This window comes from Desulfuromonadales bacterium (assembly GCA_035620395.1).
GTDB lineage: Bacteria > Desulfobacterota > Desulfuromonadia > Desulfuromonadales > DASPGW01 > DASPGW01.
Genome location: DASPGW010000288.1, coordinates 1 through 16,667, shown reverse-complemented (window position 1 = coordinate 16,667; position 16,667 = coordinate 1). Strand labels below are relative to the sequence as shown.

General features: G+C 57.3%; 18 protein-coding genes and 1 tRNA gene. 5 read left to right on the top strand and 14 right to left on the bottom strand.

The window, feature by feature from the left end:
* Positions 1 to 41 precede the first annotated feature (41 nt).
* From VD811_15810 to VD811_15750, 13 genes are all read right to left on the bottom strand, one after another.
* Positions 42 to 118 (bottom strand) — tRNA-Pro (locus VD811_15810).
* A 123-nt stretch (positions 119 to 241) separates the two neighbouring features.
* The gene (locus tag VD811_15805; GenBank protein ID HXV22449.1) at positions 242 to 1,585 is read right to left on the bottom strand and encodes a phenylacetate--CoA ligase; all 1,344 of its coding nucleotides are present in this window, start codon (positions 1,583 to 1,585) and stop codon (positions 242 to 244) included.
* A gap of 42 nt (positions 1,586 to 1,627) precedes the next feature.
* The gene (locus VD811_15800; GenBank protein ID HXV22448.1) at positions 1,628 to 2,059 is read right to left on the bottom strand and encodes an ACT domain-containing protein; all 432 of its coding nucleotides are present in this window, start codon (positions 2,057 to 2,059) and stop codon (positions 1,628 to 1,630) included.
* Positions 2,060 to 2,119: 60 nt separating this feature from the next.
* Positions 2,120 to 3,421: a phenylacetate--CoA ligase gene (locus VD811_15795; protein ID HXV22447.1), complete on the bottom strand. Its 1,302-nt coding sequence runs from the start codon at positions 3,419 to 3,421 to the stop codon at positions 2,120 to 2,122.
* A 36-nt stretch (positions 3,422 to 3,457) separates the two neighbouring features.
* Positions 3,458 to 4,036, bottom strand: coding sequence for an indolepyruvate oxidoreductase subunit beta (locus tag VD811_15790; GenBank protein HXV22446.1), 579 nt, complete (start codon positions 4,034 to 4,036; stop codon positions 3,458 to 3,460).
* Complete coding sequence (iorA, locus tag VD811_15785) at positions 4,026 to 5,792, bottom strand: indolepyruvate ferredoxin oxidoreductase subunit alpha (protein ID HXV22445.1); 1,767 nt, start codon at positions 5,790 to 5,792, stop codon at positions 4,026 to 4,028. Before iorA ends, VD811_15790 begins: the two co-directional genes overlap by 11 nt.
* 186 nt (positions 5,793 to 5,978) lie before the next feature.
* Positions 5,979 to 6,248, bottom strand: coding sequence for a hypothetical protein (locus tag VD811_15780; protein HXV22444.1), 270 nt, complete (start codon positions 6,246 to 6,248; stop codon positions 5,979 to 5,981).
* Complete coding sequence (locus VD811_15775; protein ID HXV22443.1) at positions 6,249 to 7,937, bottom strand: Na/Pi cotransporter family protein; 1,689 nt, start codon at positions 7,935 to 7,937, stop codon at positions 6,249 to 6,251.
* 232 nt (positions 7,938 to 8,169) lie between these two features.
* Positions 8,170 to 8,532 carry a cyclic nucleotide-binding domain-containing protein gene (locus tag VD811_15770; GenBank protein HXV22442.1) on the bottom strand — a complete coding sequence of 121 codons (363 nt, stop codon included), beginning with the start codon at positions 8,530 to 8,532 and terminating at the stop codon, positions 8,170 to 8,172.
* Between the two features lie 120 nt (positions 8,533 to 8,652).
* On the bottom strand, positions 8,653 to 8,928 hold the full coding sequence (locus VD811_15765) for an HU family DNA-binding protein (protein HXV22441.1): 276 nt from the start codon (positions 8,926 to 8,928) through the stop codon (positions 8,653 to 8,655).
* Positions 8,929 to 9,059: 131 nt separating this feature from the next.
* Positions 9,060 to 10,349, bottom strand: a complete 1,290-nt coding sequence (locus VD811_15760) for a tetratricopeptide repeat protein (GenBank protein HXV22440.1) — start codon at positions 10,347 to 10,349, stop codon at positions 9,060 to 9,062.
* 178 nt (positions 10,350 to 10,527) lie between these two features.
* A complete protein-coding gene (locus tag VD811_15755; protein HXV22439.1) occupies positions 10,528 to 11,094 on the bottom strand; it encodes an XRE family transcriptional regulator in 567 nt (188 codons plus the stop codon).
* 67 nt (positions 11,095 to 11,161) lie between these two features.
* A complete protein-coding gene (locus VD811_15750) occupies positions 11,162 to 11,728 on the bottom strand; it encodes a helix-turn-helix domain-containing protein (GenBank protein HXV22438.1) in 567 nt (188 codons plus the stop codon).
* A 211-nt stretch (positions 11,729 to 11,939) separates the two neighbouring features.
* On the opposite strand from VD811_15750, the gene bioB reads away from it, so the two are divergent.
* The 5 genes from bioB (at position 11,940) to VD811_15725 (ending at position 16,154) form a co-directional block, all read left to right on the top strand.
* Complete coding sequence (bioB, locus tag VD811_15745) at positions 11,940 to 12,923, top strand: biotin synthase BioB (protein ID HXV22437.1); 984 nt, start codon at positions 11,940 to 11,942, stop codon at positions 12,921 to 12,923.
* 1 nt (position 12,924) lies between these two features.
* Entirely contained in the window at positions 12,925 to 13,635 is a 711-nt protein-coding gene (gene bioD, locus VD811_15740; GenBank protein ID HXV22436.1) for a dethiobiotin synthase, read from the top strand.
* A gap of 34 nt (positions 13,636 to 13,669) precedes the next feature.
* Positions 13,670 to 15,022, top strand: coding sequence for an adenosylmethionine--8-amino-7-oxononanoate transaminase (gene bioA / locus VD811_15735; protein HXV22435.1), 1,353 nt, complete (start codon positions 13,670 to 13,672; stop codon positions 15,020 to 15,022).
* Positions 15,023 to 15,144: 122 nt separating this feature from the next.
* Entirely contained in the window at positions 15,145 to 15,633 is a 489-nt protein-coding gene (locus VD811_15730) for a hypothetical protein (GenBank protein HXV22434.1), read from the top strand.
* A gap of 140 nt (positions 15,634 to 15,773) precedes the next feature.
* Complete coding sequence (locus VD811_15725; GenBank protein HXV22433.1) at positions 15,774 to 16,154, top strand: hypothetical protein; 381 nt, start codon at positions 15,774 to 15,776, stop codon at positions 16,152 to 16,154.
* A 291-nt stretch (positions 16,155 to 16,445) separates the two neighbouring features.
* On the opposite strand, the gene VD811_15720 is transcribed toward VD811_15725, so the two are convergent.
* Positions 16,446 to 16,667 (bottom strand): MFS transporter (locus VD811_15720; GenBank protein HXV22432.1); only part of this gene is annotated, 222 nt, incomplete at its 5' end.

Genomic DNA, 16,667 nt, shown 5'->3' with positions numbered 1-16,667 from the left:
AAAAAAAGAGCCGCGACTTGCGTCACGGCTCTTTTTCTCGTTGGTCGGGGTGAGAGGATTCGAACCTCCGACCCCCAGCACCCCATGCTGGTGCGCTACCAGGCTGCGCTACACCCCGTCAATCAACGAGTCGGGATTATGGTTTATTTGACCCTGAATGTCAAGGGAAAATGTCGATGATTTTTGTCTCTCTTGCTGATAAAAAATCAAATTACTTCGATATGTTAGCCGAACGAGAAACTCAAAGATGGCGGCGGTCGATGACACGTTTGGCCTTGCCTTCATGGCGCGGCATGGAGGAAGGCTCAACCAGCTTGACCCTTGCCCCGACTCCCAGGGCTGAAAAGAGACGCTTCTCCAGCAGGTCGACGAAAGCCCGCTGCTTCTTCATTTCGTCGAAGAAAATCGCCTCGTTGACCTCCACCTGGACTTCCAGGGTGTCCATGGTCCCTTCCCGTTCGATCACCAGCTGATAATGCGGCTCGCACCCTTCGACCTGGAAGAGCACCTCTTCGATCTGGGTCGGGAAGACGTTGACTCCCTTGATGATCAGCATGTCGTCGGAGCGGCCCATGGTCTTCTTCATGCGCACGTGAGTACGGCCGCAGGCGCAGGGTGTGTAATCGAGGCGAGTGATATCCCGGGTGCGGTAGCGCAGCATCGGAAACGCCTCTTTGGTAATGCTGGTTAGCACCAATTCGCCGGTTGCACCCGACGGGAGCACCTCACCTGTTTCAGGATCGATGATTTCGGCGATGAAATGGTCTTCGAAAATATGCATTCCGCAGCGATGCAGGCATTCGCCGGCGATTCCTGGTCCCATGACCTCGGAGAGGCCGTAGTTGTCGGTGGCAATGATCCCCAGTCGCTGCTCAATCTCCCGACGCATCTCCTCGCTCCAGGGTTCGGCGCCGAAGAGCCCCACTTTCAGCGCCAGTGAGGCTGGATCGATGCCGAGCTTTTCCATACGGTCGGCCATGGTCATGGCGTAGGACGGAGTGCAGACCACGGCGGTGGAACGGTAATCCTGCATGATCATAAGCTGCTTGTCAGTGTTGCCGCTCGACATGGGGATGACCGAAGCGCCGATTCGCTCCGCCCCGTAATGCAGGCCAAAAGCGCCGGTAAAGAGTCCGTAGCCGAAGGCGATGTGAACGATATCGTCCTCAGTGACGCCGGCAGCGGTCATGAAGCGAGCAACCAGTTCCGACCAGGTGTTAAGATCGTGGCGGGTGTAGCCAACCACGGTCGGTTTGCCGGTGGTGCCTGAGGAGGAATGGATGCGCACCACCTCCCGCAGAGGAACTGCGAACATGCCGTAGGGATAGTTGAGACGAAGATCTTCCTTGGTGGTGAAAGGGATCAGCGGCAGGTCGGAGAGACCTTTGATGTCCTCTGGAACCAGACCGAGGGAGCGAAACTTGTTTTGATAGCATGGGACATTTCGGTAAGCCCGGTTCAGGGTATCGCGCAGGCGGGTGAACTGCAGCATGGCCAGCTCCTCCCTTCCCATGCATTCGTTGAGCGGGTCCCAGATGCGCATCTGCTCCTCGTAAAACCTCATCGTACTTATCGCTTTTTCCATTTAAGTCTTCGAATTATGCTTCTTTTTTGAACGCTTGCCTGGCTACATGCTGTAGACGCGTTCACCCGCGAGTACGCCTACGCCATTGGCAGTCAGGACTCTGATGGCTTCCTCGGGATTGTCGAAGCGGAAGATGATGACGGCATTGCCGCCGCAGCGCTCGACAAAGGCGTACATGTATTCGACGTTGACCTTGCCGCGGTCGAGAACCTCGAGAATGCCATAAAGACCAAGGGGCCGGTCGGGCACTTCGACCGCCACCACTTCGGTCTTGCTGACGGTGAAGCCGCCCGCCTTGAGGGCCGACTTGGCCTGATCGGTCTTGTCGACGATCAGACGCAGGATGCCGAAATCGGAGGTGTCGGCCAGTGACAGGGCGCGAATGTTGACCCCCGCAGTGCCGAGGACGTGAGTGACCTCGGCCAGACGGCCCGATTTGTTCTCGATGAAGATAGAAATCTGCTCAACTTTCATGGGACACACCCTTTCTTTTGCGAACTGAACGTTCGTGCAGGGCGGGTTTGCAACCCGCCCCTACATGGTCCGCTTGTCGATAACCCGTTTCGCCTTGCCCTCGCTGCGGGTAATGCTCTTCGGTTCGACCAGCCGGACCTTGCAGGTGATACCGAGGATATCCTTGATCTCCTTGCGGATACGACTAGAGAGGTCCTGCAGCACCTTGATCTCGTCGGAAAAGGTCTTTTCGTTGACTTCCACCTGAACCTCGAGGGTGTCGAGGTTTTCCTCACGGTCGACAATGAGCTGGTAGTGCGGCTCGACCCCCTCGACAGTCATCAGCACGCTTTCGATTTGCGAGGGGAAGACATTGACCCCACGGATGATCAGCATGTCATCGCTGCGACCGCTCATGCGCGCCAGCCGAACATGGGTGCGACCGCAGATGCACGGCTCAGAGATGAGGCGGGTAATATCCCGGGTCCGGTAGCGGATCATCGGGATCCCCTCCTTGGTGATGGTGGTGATGACCAACTCGCCCTGCTCGCCTGGAGGCAAGACCTCGCCGGTGGCAGGGTCGATGATTTCGGGGATGAAATGGTCTTCCCATATGTGCAGGCCCTTTTGCGCCTCAACGCACTCGATAGCAACCCCGGGGCCGAGAATTTCCGAGAGGCCGTAGATGTCAATCGCCTTGATGTTGAGTTTCGATTCAATTTCCGCGCGGATTTCCTCGGTCCATGGTTCGGCCCCGAAGATACCGATGCGAAGCTTGAGTTCACTCATGTCGATCCCCTCTTCCGCGGCTGCTTCGGCAAGGTAGAGACTGTAGGAGGGGGTACAGGTGAGGATTGTGGAGCCGAAGTCCTGCATGATCATAATCTGTTTTTTGGTATTGCCTCCCGACATCGGGATCACCGAGGCACCCAGTTTCTCCGCTCCGTAATGGGCGCCAAGGCCCCCGGTGAACAGGCCGTAGCCGTAGGCATTGTGGATGATGTCCCCACGGTGCGCTCCGGCGGCAACGAAGGAGCGGGCCATCAGTTCAGCCCACATCTCGATGTCTCTCTGGGTATAACCGACGACAGTCGGCTTGCCGGTGGTTCCGGATGAGGCGTGAATACGTACAATCTCTTCAAGGGGGACGGCGAAGAGGCCGTAGGGATAGTTGTCCCGCATGTCCTGCTTGAGAGTGAAGGGGATCCGGCGCAGGTCGTCGAGACTCCTGATCATCTCCGGCGTCACCTTGGCGCGGGCAAAGCTTTCCCGGTAGAAAGGGACGGTGGCACAGGCTTTTTGTACGACATGCTGCAGCCTTTTGAGCTGCAGCGACTCGATCGCTGCGCGCGGCAGGGTTTCGAATTCTTCGTTCCAGAACATGGTCACTCTCACTTCACCAGGGGATGCGGCACCGGCTCAGACGGCACGGCCCAGTTCGAAAGCCTTGAGGTTCTCCGCCAGAAAACGCTCGGGAACTTGCCCGGTCAGGGCTTGGTGCCAGTGCTGCTCGGCCAGGTCGAGTCGTCGGGACAGTGCCCCCAGCAGGGCGATGTTGACCGTCCGTACGTTGCCAGCCTGCATGGCCAGATCCATGCCGTTGACGAGAACCGTATCGGGGAAGCTGCTGGCAATCTTCGCCGGGATGTCGGCCGGATAGACTTCCTGTCCCATGGCCACGGGAGCCGGCATGATCTTCAGGTCGTTGACCACCACCGTGCCGCCTGTGCGCAGCATCGGCAGGCAGCGCATGGTTTCCAGCAACTCGAAGCCGAAGAGAAAATCGGCCTCGCCTTCCGGAATGAGGGGTGAGTAAACCTTGCTGCCGAAGCGGACGTGCGAGGTGACGCTGCCGCCACGCTGGGACATCCCGTGAATCTCACTCTTTTTCACGTCATATCCGCCAAGCATCAGCGCTTCGGAAAGAACTTCGCTCGCCAGCAGCGTTCCCTGCCCACCAACTCCAGCCAGCAGAATATTGGTCACCTTATTTTTCATTGTGGACTCCAAGCGCATCAAATTTGCAGAGTTGCTGGCAGACGCCACAACCGACGCAGAGCAACTGGTTGACAACCGCCTTCCCCTTGTCGCCGGCCTCGGCATTCCACTCGATGGCAGGACAGCCGAGCTTGAGACAAGCCTTGCAGGAAACACACTTGTCGGCATCGACAAACAGGGGGAGTTTGCGTTCGGCGGCACCGCGTCGCTCCAGCATGCAGGTACGGCGGGCAATCACGACAGATGGTTCCGGCCTTGCCATTGCGTCCTTGAGCGTCTGCCGGGTGAGTTCCAGATCGTAGGGGTCAATTACCTGAATGTCACGAACCCCAAGTGCGCGACAGATCGTCTCGATATCGACAGCCGGCGCTGCGGCTCCTGTCAGGCTGTGGCCGGTTCCAGGATTGTCCTGACGTCCAGTCATGCCGGTGGTTCGGTTATCGAGGATTACTACGGTAGCCTGCGCCTGAGCGTACACCATGTCCATCAGGCTGTTGATGCCGGTATGCAGAAAGGTGGAATCGCCCATGACGCCGACAACCTTCTGCCTCTGCTCGGGCGGCAGCACCTTGCTCAGGCCGGTGGCGTTGCTGATGCCGGCTCCCATGCAGACGCAGGAGTCCATGGCCGACAATGGCGGCAGGGCAGCCAACGTGTAGCAGCCGATATCGCCGGTTACAAAGGCACCGAGACGCTTGAGTTCGTAAAAAACACCCCGGTGCGAACAGCCCGGGCACATGTTGGGCGGACGGTTGGGAAGCGACGCCTCGGTGCTTTGGGAAAGTACTGTTTCCCGCCCTTCAAGGGAAGCCTGCACCCTTCCTGGGGTCAGTTCGCCGCAGATGGGGAAAAGTTCCTTGCCAATGACCCGTATGCCCATGGCCTGAATCTGCTCTTCCAGAAAAGGATCAAGCTCCTCGATGACATAGAGCGTCGAGCAGCGCGCCGCGAAGCTGCGAATCAGGTCTTTGGGCAGCGGATGCACCATTCCGAGCTTGAGGATGTGCGCGTCGGGAAGGATCTCCTTGGCGTACTGATAGGAAATGCCGGCGGTGATGACGCCTACCTCGCCCTTCCCTTCCTCGATGCGGTTGAACGGCTGTTCGCAGGACCACTGGGCCAGATCGAGCATCCTCTTTTCCACCAACGGATGACGCCGGCGGGCGTTGGCCGGCAACATGACGAACTTGGCCGGATCACGAACCAGATTCGGCTCGGGAAGTCCTTGCACCGGTTCGGCGGGAAAGACGATGGATTTGCCGTGCGAAATACGGGTGGTGGTGCGCACCAGGACGGGCGTGTCGAATTTCTCGCTGATCTCGTAAGCAAGGCGGGTGAAGGCGCGGGCTTCTTCGCTGTCGCCCGGCTCGAGCATCGGGACCTTGGCAAATTTGGCGTAATTGCGGCTGTCCTGCTCATCTTGTGAGGAGTGCATTTCAGGGTCGTCGGCGACCACCAGGACCAGACCTCCCCGGACGCCGATATAAGAGAGGGTGAAAAGGGGGTCGGCAGCAACATTGAGGCCGACATGTTTCATGGTCACCAGTGCCCTAGCGCCGCCAAAACAGGCGCCGATACCGACTTCCAGGGCTACTTTCTCGTTTGGAGCCCAGGCGGCATCTATGCCGGGATAATTGGCGACGTTTTCGAGGATTTCCGTACTGGGGGTTCCCGGATAGGCTGAGGCGACCTTGACGCCCGCCTCAAAAGCGCCGCGAGCAATGGCTTCGTTGCCGGAGAGTATGGTTTTTTTCATGGGGCTCCTTCAAGAGTTAGCGAGCACTCTCTCCCGGAATTGGGGAAGGAAAGTGAGGAATTTGTGGAAAAAATGACCTCTGAATATACTGAAAAGGCTCAAAATTGTCAACCGCTTCGCCCGGTCATGGCGGCGCTTCGGCCTACACCTGCGAGACTCCTTCCAGTCGCCTAAAATCGCTCACCGTCAGGCCGTCTTTGCGGTATCCCGCAATGCTGCAATGCCTACGAAGCGGACCCCCGGGGATATCCTCTCGCCCCGAAGGATGGTGCTCACTTCCCGCAACGACAAAAGGGTCCGCTCCTCAGCTTCCGGAGCCAGACCCTTGTCGGCGTCAAACCCGCCTCCGAGGCGGGTGATTTTACGGTAGAAACGAACAGGAACGATTTTCCCGCAGCCAATCTTGGCCAGCAACAGGCGGACTGTATTGGTGCCGAGGTCGACGGCGGCGTTCACCTATTTTGCCCCGACGATGGCCTTGGAAACATTGTGGGTGTGGTCGCCAATCTTTTCAAAGTTGTGCAGCATGTCGATGAAGATCAGCCCCGGCAGCACAGCGCACTCACCGGTGTTGAGGCGAGTGATGTGATTGTTGCGCAACATCGCCTCCATCTGGTCGATCGCCTCTTCCATATAATCCGCCTTCTGGGCGATCGTGGCATCACGGCGCTCCAGGGCGGAGATGACGAAGGCCAGGAAATCGCGGGTCTTTTCAGCCAATTCCTTGATCTCGACCAGCGCGGTTTCGGAGAATGCAACCTTTTGTTGCTTTTTTCGCAAACCGAGCTGCCAAAGATTTTGACAATGATCACCCACCCGTTCCAGGTCGTTGACCATATGCATCATCGAAGCGATGTCCTTGGATGTTTCAGGGGTGATGGACTTCTGGGAAAGTGCTACAAGGAAGTCGGTGATCTCCTTCTGCAGCAGATCGACCATCTCTTCCTTCTTCTCCAGCGGCTTGATCCGTTTTTCATCGCCGTCCAGCAGGAAGAGGACGGTTTCGTCGATCATCTCCAGCGATAGCTGAGCCATGCGCTTGGTTTCGGCCCGCGCCTGCCCAAGGGCGATGGGTGGGGTGTTGAGAACGCGGTTGTCGATGTATTTGAGATGGAACTCCATCTCTTCCTCTTTACCTCGGATGAGGAGAGTTGTCAGTTTGGCTAGAATACCCACCAGTGGAAGAAAAATAATAGTGTTGATGATGTTGAACAGCGTATGAGTGTTGGCAATGTGGCGAGCGATATAGGGTTTATCGCCAATAGCGGCAGACAAGCTGGCTGCCTGCTGCTGGGTCTGGACTACAAAATCGGGGTCGCCAGGGGTCATGGCGGTAACAATATTGATAAAGACGGGAAACAGGATCAGCATGTAAGCCACGCCGATCAGGTTGAACAGGAAATGCGCCAGTGCGGTGCGCTTTGCGGCAAGATTGGTGCCGACAGCGGCCAGATTGGCTGTGATGGTCGTTCCGATGTTTTCCCCAAGAATCAAGGCCACGCTTGCCTCAAAGGTCAACAGGCCGGTTGAGGCAAGGGCGAGCGTGATGCCTATGGTGGCACTGCTGCTCTGGACGATCATGGTCAATACCGTGCCGATCAATACGCCGAGCAGGTGATTGTCACCCATCAGCAGAAAGAAATCCTTGAACTCCTGACTCTTTCTGAGCGGGACGAACGCACCCTCCATCAAGTTAAGGCCGTAAAAAAGGAGACCGAAGCCGAGAAGAATTTCGCCGATATAGATCCACCGCTTGCTTGGAGAAAAGAGTTTCAGGCCGGCTCCGATGCCGATGGCCGGAAGCGCAAACTTGGTAACCTTGAAAGCGATGAGCTGGGCGGTCACGGTGGTGCCGATATTGGCGCCAAGGACAACACCTATGGCCTGAACCAGGGACATCAAGCCGGCATTGACAAAACCGACCACCATGACGGTCGTGGCGCTGGAAGACTGAATGATGGCAGTGACGGCAATGCCGACCAGGGTGCCGATGATGCGGTTACTGGTGAGGGCGGACAGGATCTTGCGCATCCGGTCGCCAGCAATCTTCTGTAGTCCCTCGGACATGATCTTCATGCCGAAAAGGAACAGGCCCAGGCCACCTAATACGCCGAAAATCAATGTCTGAGAAAAAAAGACTGCCATGAAGAACTCCCCTTTACCACGAGTGAACCGTGGTTGTTATCCTGCCAAGATTAACGCTCGACGGGAATCGCGGGGACTATAGCCGATGGGTCTTTTTTTTTCAATGGAAAAGGGGGGGAATGTGCTCAGAAGCAGGGCGTGGTCAATAACCCCTGCCGAGAAAGCAGGGCACGACAGGGAAGCAAATCACTTAACACAAAATCACCGCGCAGCACGTCGCCAGGACAGGGGGTCAGGCCGGTTTCCCCATGGACCAGAACAACAGTTCTCTGTATTCATCGTCGTTTTCCCGGATTCGCCTGCTGAACACGCGAACAATATTGCGCGTCAACTTGAGGGCAAGGCGCGGATTCTGCTCGCAGAGGACTTCGTAATCCGCCCGCCGGATGCTGAGCAGACAAGCCTCCTCCGCGACGCGTGCGGTGGCCGAGCGAGGGGCGGCATCGAGAATCGCCATTTCTCCGAAGACATCTTCCGCCCCCAGAATGACCAGAGTCTTCTCATCGCCCTCGGCAAGCATTCTCGAAATCTTGACTACTCCCTGCTTGATGAGAAAGAGAGATTCTCCGGGCATGTTCTCAACGAAAACAGTCATGCCCTCCGGCATGACCTTCGCGTTGAAAAAGCCACCCAGTGCCTCGATTTCGGCATCGGACATGTCCTTGAAAAGAGTGCTCTGTCTGAGAGGTGCCAGATTGGTCATCGTGGTTTGAGACTATTTATTGACCCGTTCGCGCAGTTCCTTGCCCACCTTGAAAAAAGGGAGTTTTTTGGGCTTCACCTTGATCATCTCTCCCGTCTTGGGATTGCGTCCCATATAGGCCTTGTAGTCCTTTACCACAAAGCTGCCAAAACCCCTGATTTCGATGCGTCCGCTATCGGCCAGTTCTCCGGCCATTGAGTCAAAGACGATATTGACGATCTCTTCCGCCTTCTTGTAGGTCAGGCCTTTCTCGTTGGCCAAGGCTTCCACCAGTTCCGACTTGTTCATAGCGCCTCCGGGGAGTCTGCAGCGGCGAACCCAGTTCCTGCGTCAGATACTGTTCTCTTAGAGTTTGTTTTTATTACTATACTGGCGAGCCACAACCTGTCAATAGAGGGAAGAGAATTTTTCTGGTACTTTCAAGGGGTTCGCTGTTTCCTGGCGGCATCCAATAGAGCTTTTCCCTCGGCGTGCAGCCGTGGTTCGAGCGTGGCAGCACTCAGGGCCTTTTCCAGAAGATTGATTCCTTCCTTCTCCCATCCGCGTGCAAGGTATACCTGGGCGACGCGTAGCAGCCAGCGGGGGTTATCGGGTTCAGAACGAAGCGCTCCCTTGAAAGACTCCAGGGCTTTGTCGAGGTTTTTCCCATGACGCAGCCAGAACTCGGCGAGCGGGAGACTCGGGCCGCCCGAACAGCCGCCGCCGGGCAGACACATCAGCACCCTTTCGGCCTCGCTCGCTTGCCCGTTCTGCTCCAGCAAAGAGGCGGTAATCAGCAGTGTCTCCATGCTCCTTTCACCCTCGGCAATCGCCAGCAGACCATGATCCAGCGCAGCTTTCTTCTCTCCCCTCCGGGCAAAAACGACCGCCAGATTGCCGTGACAAAAGGCGGGGGCGAAATTCCTCGAAAGCATCCTGTTCAGACGTTTTTCTGCGGAATCGTCGTTGCCTGCGGACAATTCAAGGTGCACTAGTGTTTCAAAGGCGAGGAAATGGTCGGGGTTGAGTTCAAGGGCCCTTTCCAGATCGGCAGAGGCCAGAGGCGTTTCTCCAACGCGCGCACGAAGAGCGCCACGTTCGAAATAGAAAAGATCATCTCTCTCCTCCTCAGCCACCGCCTTGAAAGCGCTAAAGGCTTCCTCCGCCTGTCCCTCATGGGCCAGAAGAAAAGCCTCACGGAATGAGTCGCACATTTGCAGATAGCGCTCAGCCCATCCCTCCGGGTAAGACGCCACGATCAGTTCGACTCTGGTCTGGGTGTCAAGTTCCATGTCGGCAGAAATTTCGACCCTTCCGCCCCCCTCAGTACTGCAGGGGGATGCGCAACCCGTGTGGCAGTCGGCTGTGGCGGTCGCGGACAAAGGTATGGCAGAAGTCCGAGACGTTTCCATGTCGGCCTGAATCGCCATCACCCGTTGCCTCAGGTCGGGGCTGCGCACCTGCTCGGCTGCCAGGGTGAAATGCTCCCTGGCTCTTGCCGCGTCCCCCGCGCGCAGACAGGCTTGCCCTTCGCTCAGGTTCAGTTCGGCGAGTCCGTTACCGGCGGCCACAAGAAGTTCGGCCAACTCTGCTCTCTCTTCAGGTGCGGCCTCGACCTGTTCAAGGCTGGCCCCGATATTCAGTGCATCGGCCCAGCGTTTTTGTTCAAGAGCCAGGCGCATTTGCGCCAAAGAGTTGCCACCTCCGAACAGTTTATGCCAAAAACCCATCTCAACTATCCTTTCTGCAGAATCCAAATTGAATGCCCGAGCCAAACCGGCTCTCACGGCAAACTTTACCCTCTGCGCAGGGTTGCTGTCCATAGACTTAATACTGTAAAAAGCCCGACCGTCGGTGCCGAAGCAGTCGCGGCCGGGCTGGTAAAGGATCAGGGGAAAAAAGCAGTGGTCAGATGATGGTGAACGGGGAAAGGGTCCAGATCACTTTGGCATCGTCCGGCCCGATGTTGTCCCATCGATGCGGCAGGTGCGATTTGAAGGAGAGGCTGTCGCCCCGGTTTAGGATATGCGTCTCTCCGGCAATAACGACCCTTATCGTTCCCTCGAGAACATAGATCAGTTCGTCACCAGGATGGTACATGTTCTGGATGCCACTGGTGCCGCCCTTTTGCACCGTACAGAAAAACGACATGAACTGGGGGTCTCGTAAGCCAGAAGTAAAAGACTCGGTATGCATGTTTCGCTCGTCGTCGTACACGGTTTTGTCGCGCTTGCCAGGGGAACTGAAGACAATTTCATGGGTGGTACTCACCTCTTCCACGAAATAGTTGATGCTTTTGTCGAAGACCCCGGCCAGCTTCATGAGTATTTCCACCGAAGGGATGGTCAAGCCGCGTTCAATGCGGGATATCATATTGGAAGAGACCTTCGAGCGCTCCGCCAGTTCCTGGATGGTCATATCGCTCTTGAGTCGAATCGCCTTGAGCTTTTTACCTACGATTTTCTTGATCTTCATCTGACTGCTCCTGCGAATCCTGTAATTTCCTGGAGTCTGCGTTTAAATCATCGATCGGCGGAAAAAATCACTGGGCCACATTGGGAGCTGGGGAGACGACCCACATGACGACCGTCTGGCCGTCGTGCAGATTGGTCCAGCGGTGCGGCAGAGAAGCCTTGAACGTCAGAGAATCTCCCTCTTCGAGAAGATAACGCGCGCCTTCAATAACGAACTCCAAGCGGCCGCGCAGAACCAGCGCAAACTCTTCGCCAGTATGCACCATTCCGCCTTCACCGCTGCTGCAGCCTTCTTCGAGCGTATCGTAAAATACGGCAAAATTCGGATCACGAATGCCTTGGGTCAGGCTGGTAATCTGGTGTTTGTCCTCGAAGAAAAAGATCGGCTCTCCCTGTCCTTTGCGGGTATGGATGACCGTTGAACCCCTTTCCGCCTCCTCCACGAAATAGTTGATGCTCATGCCGAAGGAATCGGCGAGTTTCATGAGGATTTCCACCGAAGGGATCGTCAATCCCCGCTCGATGCGGGAGATCATGTTGGAGGAGACTCTCGATCGCTCCGCCAACTCCTGTATAGTCATGTCGTTTTTCAGCCGGGTCGCCTTAAGCTTCTTGCCAATCAGCTTTTTAACCATAGTTCACCCACCTTAAGTGTAAATAAAATGGTGTTTTAGCATCAATGAAGATAGCTGTCAATAAGATATGAGAATTTTCCCTCCACAAATGGTATTTACATTCATCCAGTTGTTAACCTGGAGTTAACTATGGGTTGACAAATGGGGTCAATTCCCTATAATCGACCCTCCGAAGTGTAAAATCGCTGGACATGAGGGAGTGTTCGAAAATATGGAACAGATGGTGAGTGAATTGACCCGGCGGGTTCTGGCCGGCGGCAGCCCCAGTTTCGAGGAGGCGATGGCCATTCTCGGCGCCAGTGGGGCGGATTTGACTCTTCTCCTCGCGGGCGCTCACCGGATACGGGAGCGGGCTTTTGGTAACCGCATCGAGCTCTGCTCGATCATCAACGCGAAGTCGGGGCGCTGTTCTGAGAATTGCGCGTTTTGTGCCCAGTCCGCGCATCACAGAACTTCCGCGCCCACCTATCCGCTCAAGACCAGGGATGAAATCGTTCAGGGAGCGCGCCAGGCACAGGCGGACGGGTCGCATTGCTACGGCATCGTCACCAGCGGCACTCGCGTGCGCGAAGGCGAAGAATTCGAAAGAATTCTCACGGCCATTCGCGAGATCCGTGCCACCACCGCCATCGAGCCCTCCGCTTCTCTGGGTCTCCTCGACGAGCAGACTTCCCGGGCACTGAGCGAGGCGGGATGCGTCACTTATCACCACAATCTGGAGACCGCCCGTTCTTTTTTCCCCAATATCTGCACCACCCACGACTACGAAGAAGATGTACGAACGGTGCGCCTGGCCAAGGCTGCGGGGATGAAGGTCTGCTGCGGCGGCATCTTCGGTCTGGGCGAGTCGCTGGCGCAGAGGGTCGAACTTGCCTTTACCCTTCGTGAACTTGAGGTCGACTCGGTCCCGCTCAATTTCCTCAACCCGATTGCGGGCACGCCCCTCGAGGGTCAAAAAGATCTGACGCCCCTGGATTGCCTGCGGATCATCGCCCTTTTCCGCTTCCTGCTGCCCGAGCGGCGCATCAGCGTCTGCGGTGGCCGGGAGCCGAATCTGCGCGACTTCCAGTCATGGATCTTCATGGCCGGCGCCAGCGGCACCATGGTAGGGAACTACCTGACCACCTCCGGTCGTGACCGGGAAGCCGACCTGCAGATGTTCCGCGATGCCGAGGTAGAAGTCCGTGCCTGTTGATGTGCCTCGCGGAATATTCGTCACCGGCACCGACACCGGAGTCGGCAAGACCCTGGTGGCCGCGGCCCTGGCCCGGCACCTGCGAAGCGGCGGCCTGGACGTCGGGGTAATGAAGCCGGTCGAAACCGGCGTCACCGACCCCGGCCGACCTGGACCAGACGCCGCCCTCCTGCAATGGGCCGCCGACTGCTCGGAGGATCCTGAACTGATCGCTCCTTATCGTCTGCGGGCACCGCTGGCGCCTGCTCTGGCGGCAAAAGAAGAAGCAATCACCGTCGATCTGGCGCACCTCGTCGAAACGGCCAGGTCGCTGAGCGAAAGGCACGATTATACGTTTATCGAGGGCGCCGGTGGCCTGATGGTCCCCCTGGCCGGCGGGCTGCTGGTTGCCGATCTGGTTCTGCAACTCGGCCTCCCCCTGCTGGTGGTTTGCCGACCCGGCCTGGGTACCATCAACCATACCCTGCTCACCGTCCATGCTGCCCGTACCATGGGCATTCCCCTGGCCGGTTTCATCATCAATGGCATGCCGCAGCAACCCGATGCCGCCGAAGCCCTGGCACCCCACAGCCTGGCTTCGCTGGCCTCCGCCGACCTGCTCGGGGTACTGCCCCGGGTGGAAGGAAGCGAGCGGGAGAAAGTCGAAGCCCTGGCCGAGGCTGTCGCCGGTCTTCCCACCCTCCCCTGGCTGCATGCGGCGCTCGGCATCTAACCTGGAAATGTTCTTAACGTTTTGAAGATAACCTATGGATAAAGCAGAAATTATACGGCTTGACCGTGCCCACGTCTGGCACCCCTGCACGCAGCAGAAGGACCATGAAACCCTTCCGCCCATTCCGATCGCCCGCGGCGAAGGTGTTTATCTGGTCGACGTGGACGGTAACCGGTATATCGACGGCGTCTCCTCCTGGTGGGTCAATCTCTTCGGCCACAATCATTCGCGTCTCAACCGGGCGCTGACCGACCAGGCCGGGCGCATCGCCCATCATATTTTCGCCGGTTTCACCCATGAACCCGCGGTCGAACTGGCGCGCCGCCTCTGCCGTCTGGCCCCGCCGGGACTGACCAAGGTTTTTTTTGCCGACAACGGTTCGGCCGCGGTGGAAGTCGCCCTGAAGATGAGCTTCCAGTTCTGGCAGCAGTCGGGCAAACCGCAAAAGAGCCGCTTCGTCTCGATCACCGACGCCTACCATGGGGAAACTCTCGGCGCCCTTTCGGTCGGCGGCTGTGACCTTTATCGTGAAATCTATCGGCCAATCCTGCTCGAAGGGTTCCAGGTTCAGGGTCCCGACTGTTTCCGTTGCCCTTACGGCCTGCACCGTGACCATTGCAAGGCCGAATGCTTCGAACATCTCGAACGCCAGGTGACTGCGGCACATGAGCAGATCGCGGCAGTCATCGTCGAGCCGCTGATCCAGGGGGCCGCCGGCATGCGCATTTACCCCCCCGTCTACCTGAAGAAACTGCGGGCACTCTGCGACACCTGCTGCGTCCACTACATCGCTGACGAAATCGCCGTCGGCTTCGGCCGCACCGGGTGCATGTTCGCCAACGAACATGCCGGCGTCAGTCCTGACCTTCTCTGCCTTTCAAAAGGGATCACCGGCGGCTACCTCCCGCTCTCCGTGACCCTGACCACCGACGCTATTTACGATGCTTTTTACGACGATTATGCTGCGCAAAAGGCATTTCTCCATTCCCACTCCTATACCGGCAACCCGCTCGCCTGTGCCCTGGCGGTGGAGGTGTTGAAAATTTTTGAAGAAGAGAATGTCCTCACCGGGCTGAAACCGAAAATGGCTCTTCTGCAGCAACAGGCTTCGCGGTTCGAATCCCTGCAGCACGTCGGAGAGTTTCGCCACTGCGGCATGGTGGCGGCCATAGAGATGGTTCAGGAGAGGGAGACCAGAAGCGCCTACCCCTGGCAGCAGCGACGGGGTCTGGAGGTTTATCGTCAGGCCCTCGCCCGGGGCGCCCTGCTCCGCCCGCTGGGAAATGTCATCTATTTCATGCCCCCATTGACCATTTCCGAGGGCGAGCTGCAGACGCTGCTCGATATCGCTTATGAATCGATAGTGGCGGTCACGACAGTCCGCTGAAAACACTCCCAACGCCGTCAGCGCACCCGGTAAAGACGATTTCTGCAGGAGGTTTGATTCACTGGCAACGGACCGACAGGGTGTCCTATAATGCCACTACAACCTCAACGTGGGACTTTTCAGTGACTCGAACCTTTACGTACACCTTTCTTCTCCTCTCCCTTTTTACTTTGGGACTGCTGCCGGCATCAGCACGAAGCGTTTCGGCGGCCGAAGCCCACACCGAATTCAACGCCCGGAGGGACATCGAAAACAAGGGAAACATCCTCAACCTTGTCTTCGGCTCGGCGCCGCCCCTGGCAACCCAGAGGGGAATTCTGTTGATCGATTCCTTTTTCGACAAAAACGACAACGGCAGGCGTGACGCCGGTGAGAATGACCTCGACCAGGAAGTCTTTTGCCTGATCGAGGACATCGAATATACCGTCCCGGCCTTCATTCCCGGGCTCGCTTATCGGAGCAGCTACAAAATCCTCTGCGCCGGTGAACGCTATGAGCCTGCCATCAAGAGAGAGGATTATTTCATCGAACGGCGCGGACAAATTATCAGGGTCGACATCCCCTGCCGGAAGGCTGGTGGAGAAGCCGCTCTGCTTCCGCCCAAGCATTGACGGAATCCCAAACCAGAGCCATCCCGGATTTGAGCATGAAGTGAGGCAGAGCAAAAACAAGCTTTCTCCTTGACATCAGCTGCCTGGATGGATAAATTTACTCTAACTATCAACGACTTGGGCCGGGGAGAACAAACGCGATGAATGCCAAAATGGGCCAACAGTTGACGCTTTTGGGGCTGGGAGCGCTGGCCTTTTACGGCGTCATGTTGAGCACCGGCAATCTTACCCTCGAAGTGATGCCCCAATTTCTGGTTTCGGCCGTCATCTTTCTGAGTTCCGGCCGCATCATGCGAGCCGCGGCAAAGAACCTTGGCGACAGCGAAGCCGAGGAAAACGAACGGTTAAAGCGTCCTGAAGCCGACTGGCCCTGGCTGACGGCCCTGCTGAACTGGACGGCAGCCATGCTCGTCATCGGCATTATGGCCATCATTCTGATGAAGCCGGCCGGTGTATCCTTTCTTGAAGTGTTCAGTCACACTGTTACCCCGGCTCATTTCTCTGCCGAATTCGTCCCCTGACCCCAATTTTTCAGCAACCGAAAGGCCGCACCCCTTTAAGGGAATGCGGCCTTTTTCGTGCGTCACGCCTGATCAATTAGTAAATCTTGGTATGCCAATCAACAGGAAAATCCTTTTTTGAGCAGGCCCCCTGTGACGGTCCTGAGCAGAGAAAAGGGGCTGCGTAACCTTTCCCTGGATCTTTGCTGGGAGGGTTTCAATTTATAGCGGGTTCACCATGTCTGGCTTAAGAAAAAAACAGCCCCGCCGGGTGGCGGGGCTGGACAGCATGGCAGTTGGAGGGCGAGGAAATCAGTCGACTTTCTGCAGCACCAGGTCCTCTTCCTCGTAGGCCGCCGGTGCAGTGGCTTCCTTGGCCACGGCAACCTTGGGCTGACGCAGGGAAAGGCTGAGCATGGCGCCGACCAGCAGCAGCACGCCGGCCGAAGCGAAGGAGACGGTGAAGCTGTCGAACTTGGCGTTGAGTGCCTGGGATACCTTGACCAGGACGAAGGCGCCGATCCCCCAGGCGGT

Excerpts from the sequence above, each read along its gene's own strand:
- VD811_15805 (HXV22449.1), bottom strand. The coding sequence starts at position 1,585 with ATGGAAAAAGCGATAAGTACGATGAGGTTTTACGAGGAGCAGATGCGC.
- VD811_15800 (HXV22448.1), bottom strand. The coding sequence starts at position 2,059 with ATGAAAGTTGAGCAGATTTCTATCTTCATCGAGAACAAATCGGGCCGT.
- VD811_15795 (HXV22447.1), bottom strand. The coding sequence starts at position 3,421 with ATGTTCTGGAACGAAGAATTCGAAACCCTGCCGCGCGCAGCGATCGAG.
- VD811_15790 (HXV22446.1), bottom strand. The coding sequence starts at position 4,036 with ATGAAAAATAAGGTGACCAATATTCTGCTGGCTGGAGTTGGTGGGCAG.
- iorA (HXV22445.1), bottom strand. The coding sequence starts at position 5,792 with ATGAAAAAAACCATACTCTCCGGCAACGAAGCCATTGCTCGCGGCGCT.
- VD811_15775 (HXV22443.1), bottom strand. The coding sequence starts at position 7,937 with ATGGCAGTCTTTTTTTCTCAGACATTGATTTTCGGCGTATTAGGTGGC.
- VD811_15770 (HXV22442.1), bottom strand. The coding sequence starts at position 8,532 with ATGACTGTTTTCGTTGAGAACATGCCCGGAGAATCTCTCTTTCTCATC.
- VD811_15765 (HXV22441.1), bottom strand. The coding sequence starts at position 8,928 with ATGAACAAGTCGGAACTGGTGGAAGCCTTGGCCAACGAGAAAGGCCTG.
- VD811_15760 (HXV22440.1), bottom strand. The coding sequence starts at position 10,349 with ATGGGTTTTTGGCATAAACTGTTCGGAGGTGGCAACTCTTTGGCGCAA.
- VD811_15755 (HXV22439.1), bottom strand. The coding sequence starts at position 11,094 with ATGAAGATCAAGAAAATCGTAGGTAAAAAGCTCAAGGCGATTCGACTC.
- VD811_15750 (HXV22438.1), bottom strand. The coding sequence starts at position 11,728 with ATGGTTAAAAAGCTGATTGGCAAGAAGCTTAAGGCGACCCGGCTGAAA.
- bioB (HXV22437.1), top strand. The coding sequence starts at position 11,940 with ATGGAACAGATGGTGAGTGAATTGACCCGGCGGGTTCTGGCCGGCGGC.
- bioA (HXV22435.1), top strand. The coding sequence starts at position 13,670 with ATGGATAAAGCAGAAATTATACGGCTTGACCGTGCCCACGTCTGGCAC.
- VD811_15725 (HXV22433.1), top strand. The coding sequence starts at position 15,774 with ATGAATGCCAAAATGGGCCAACAGTTGACGCTTTTGGGGCTGGGAGCG.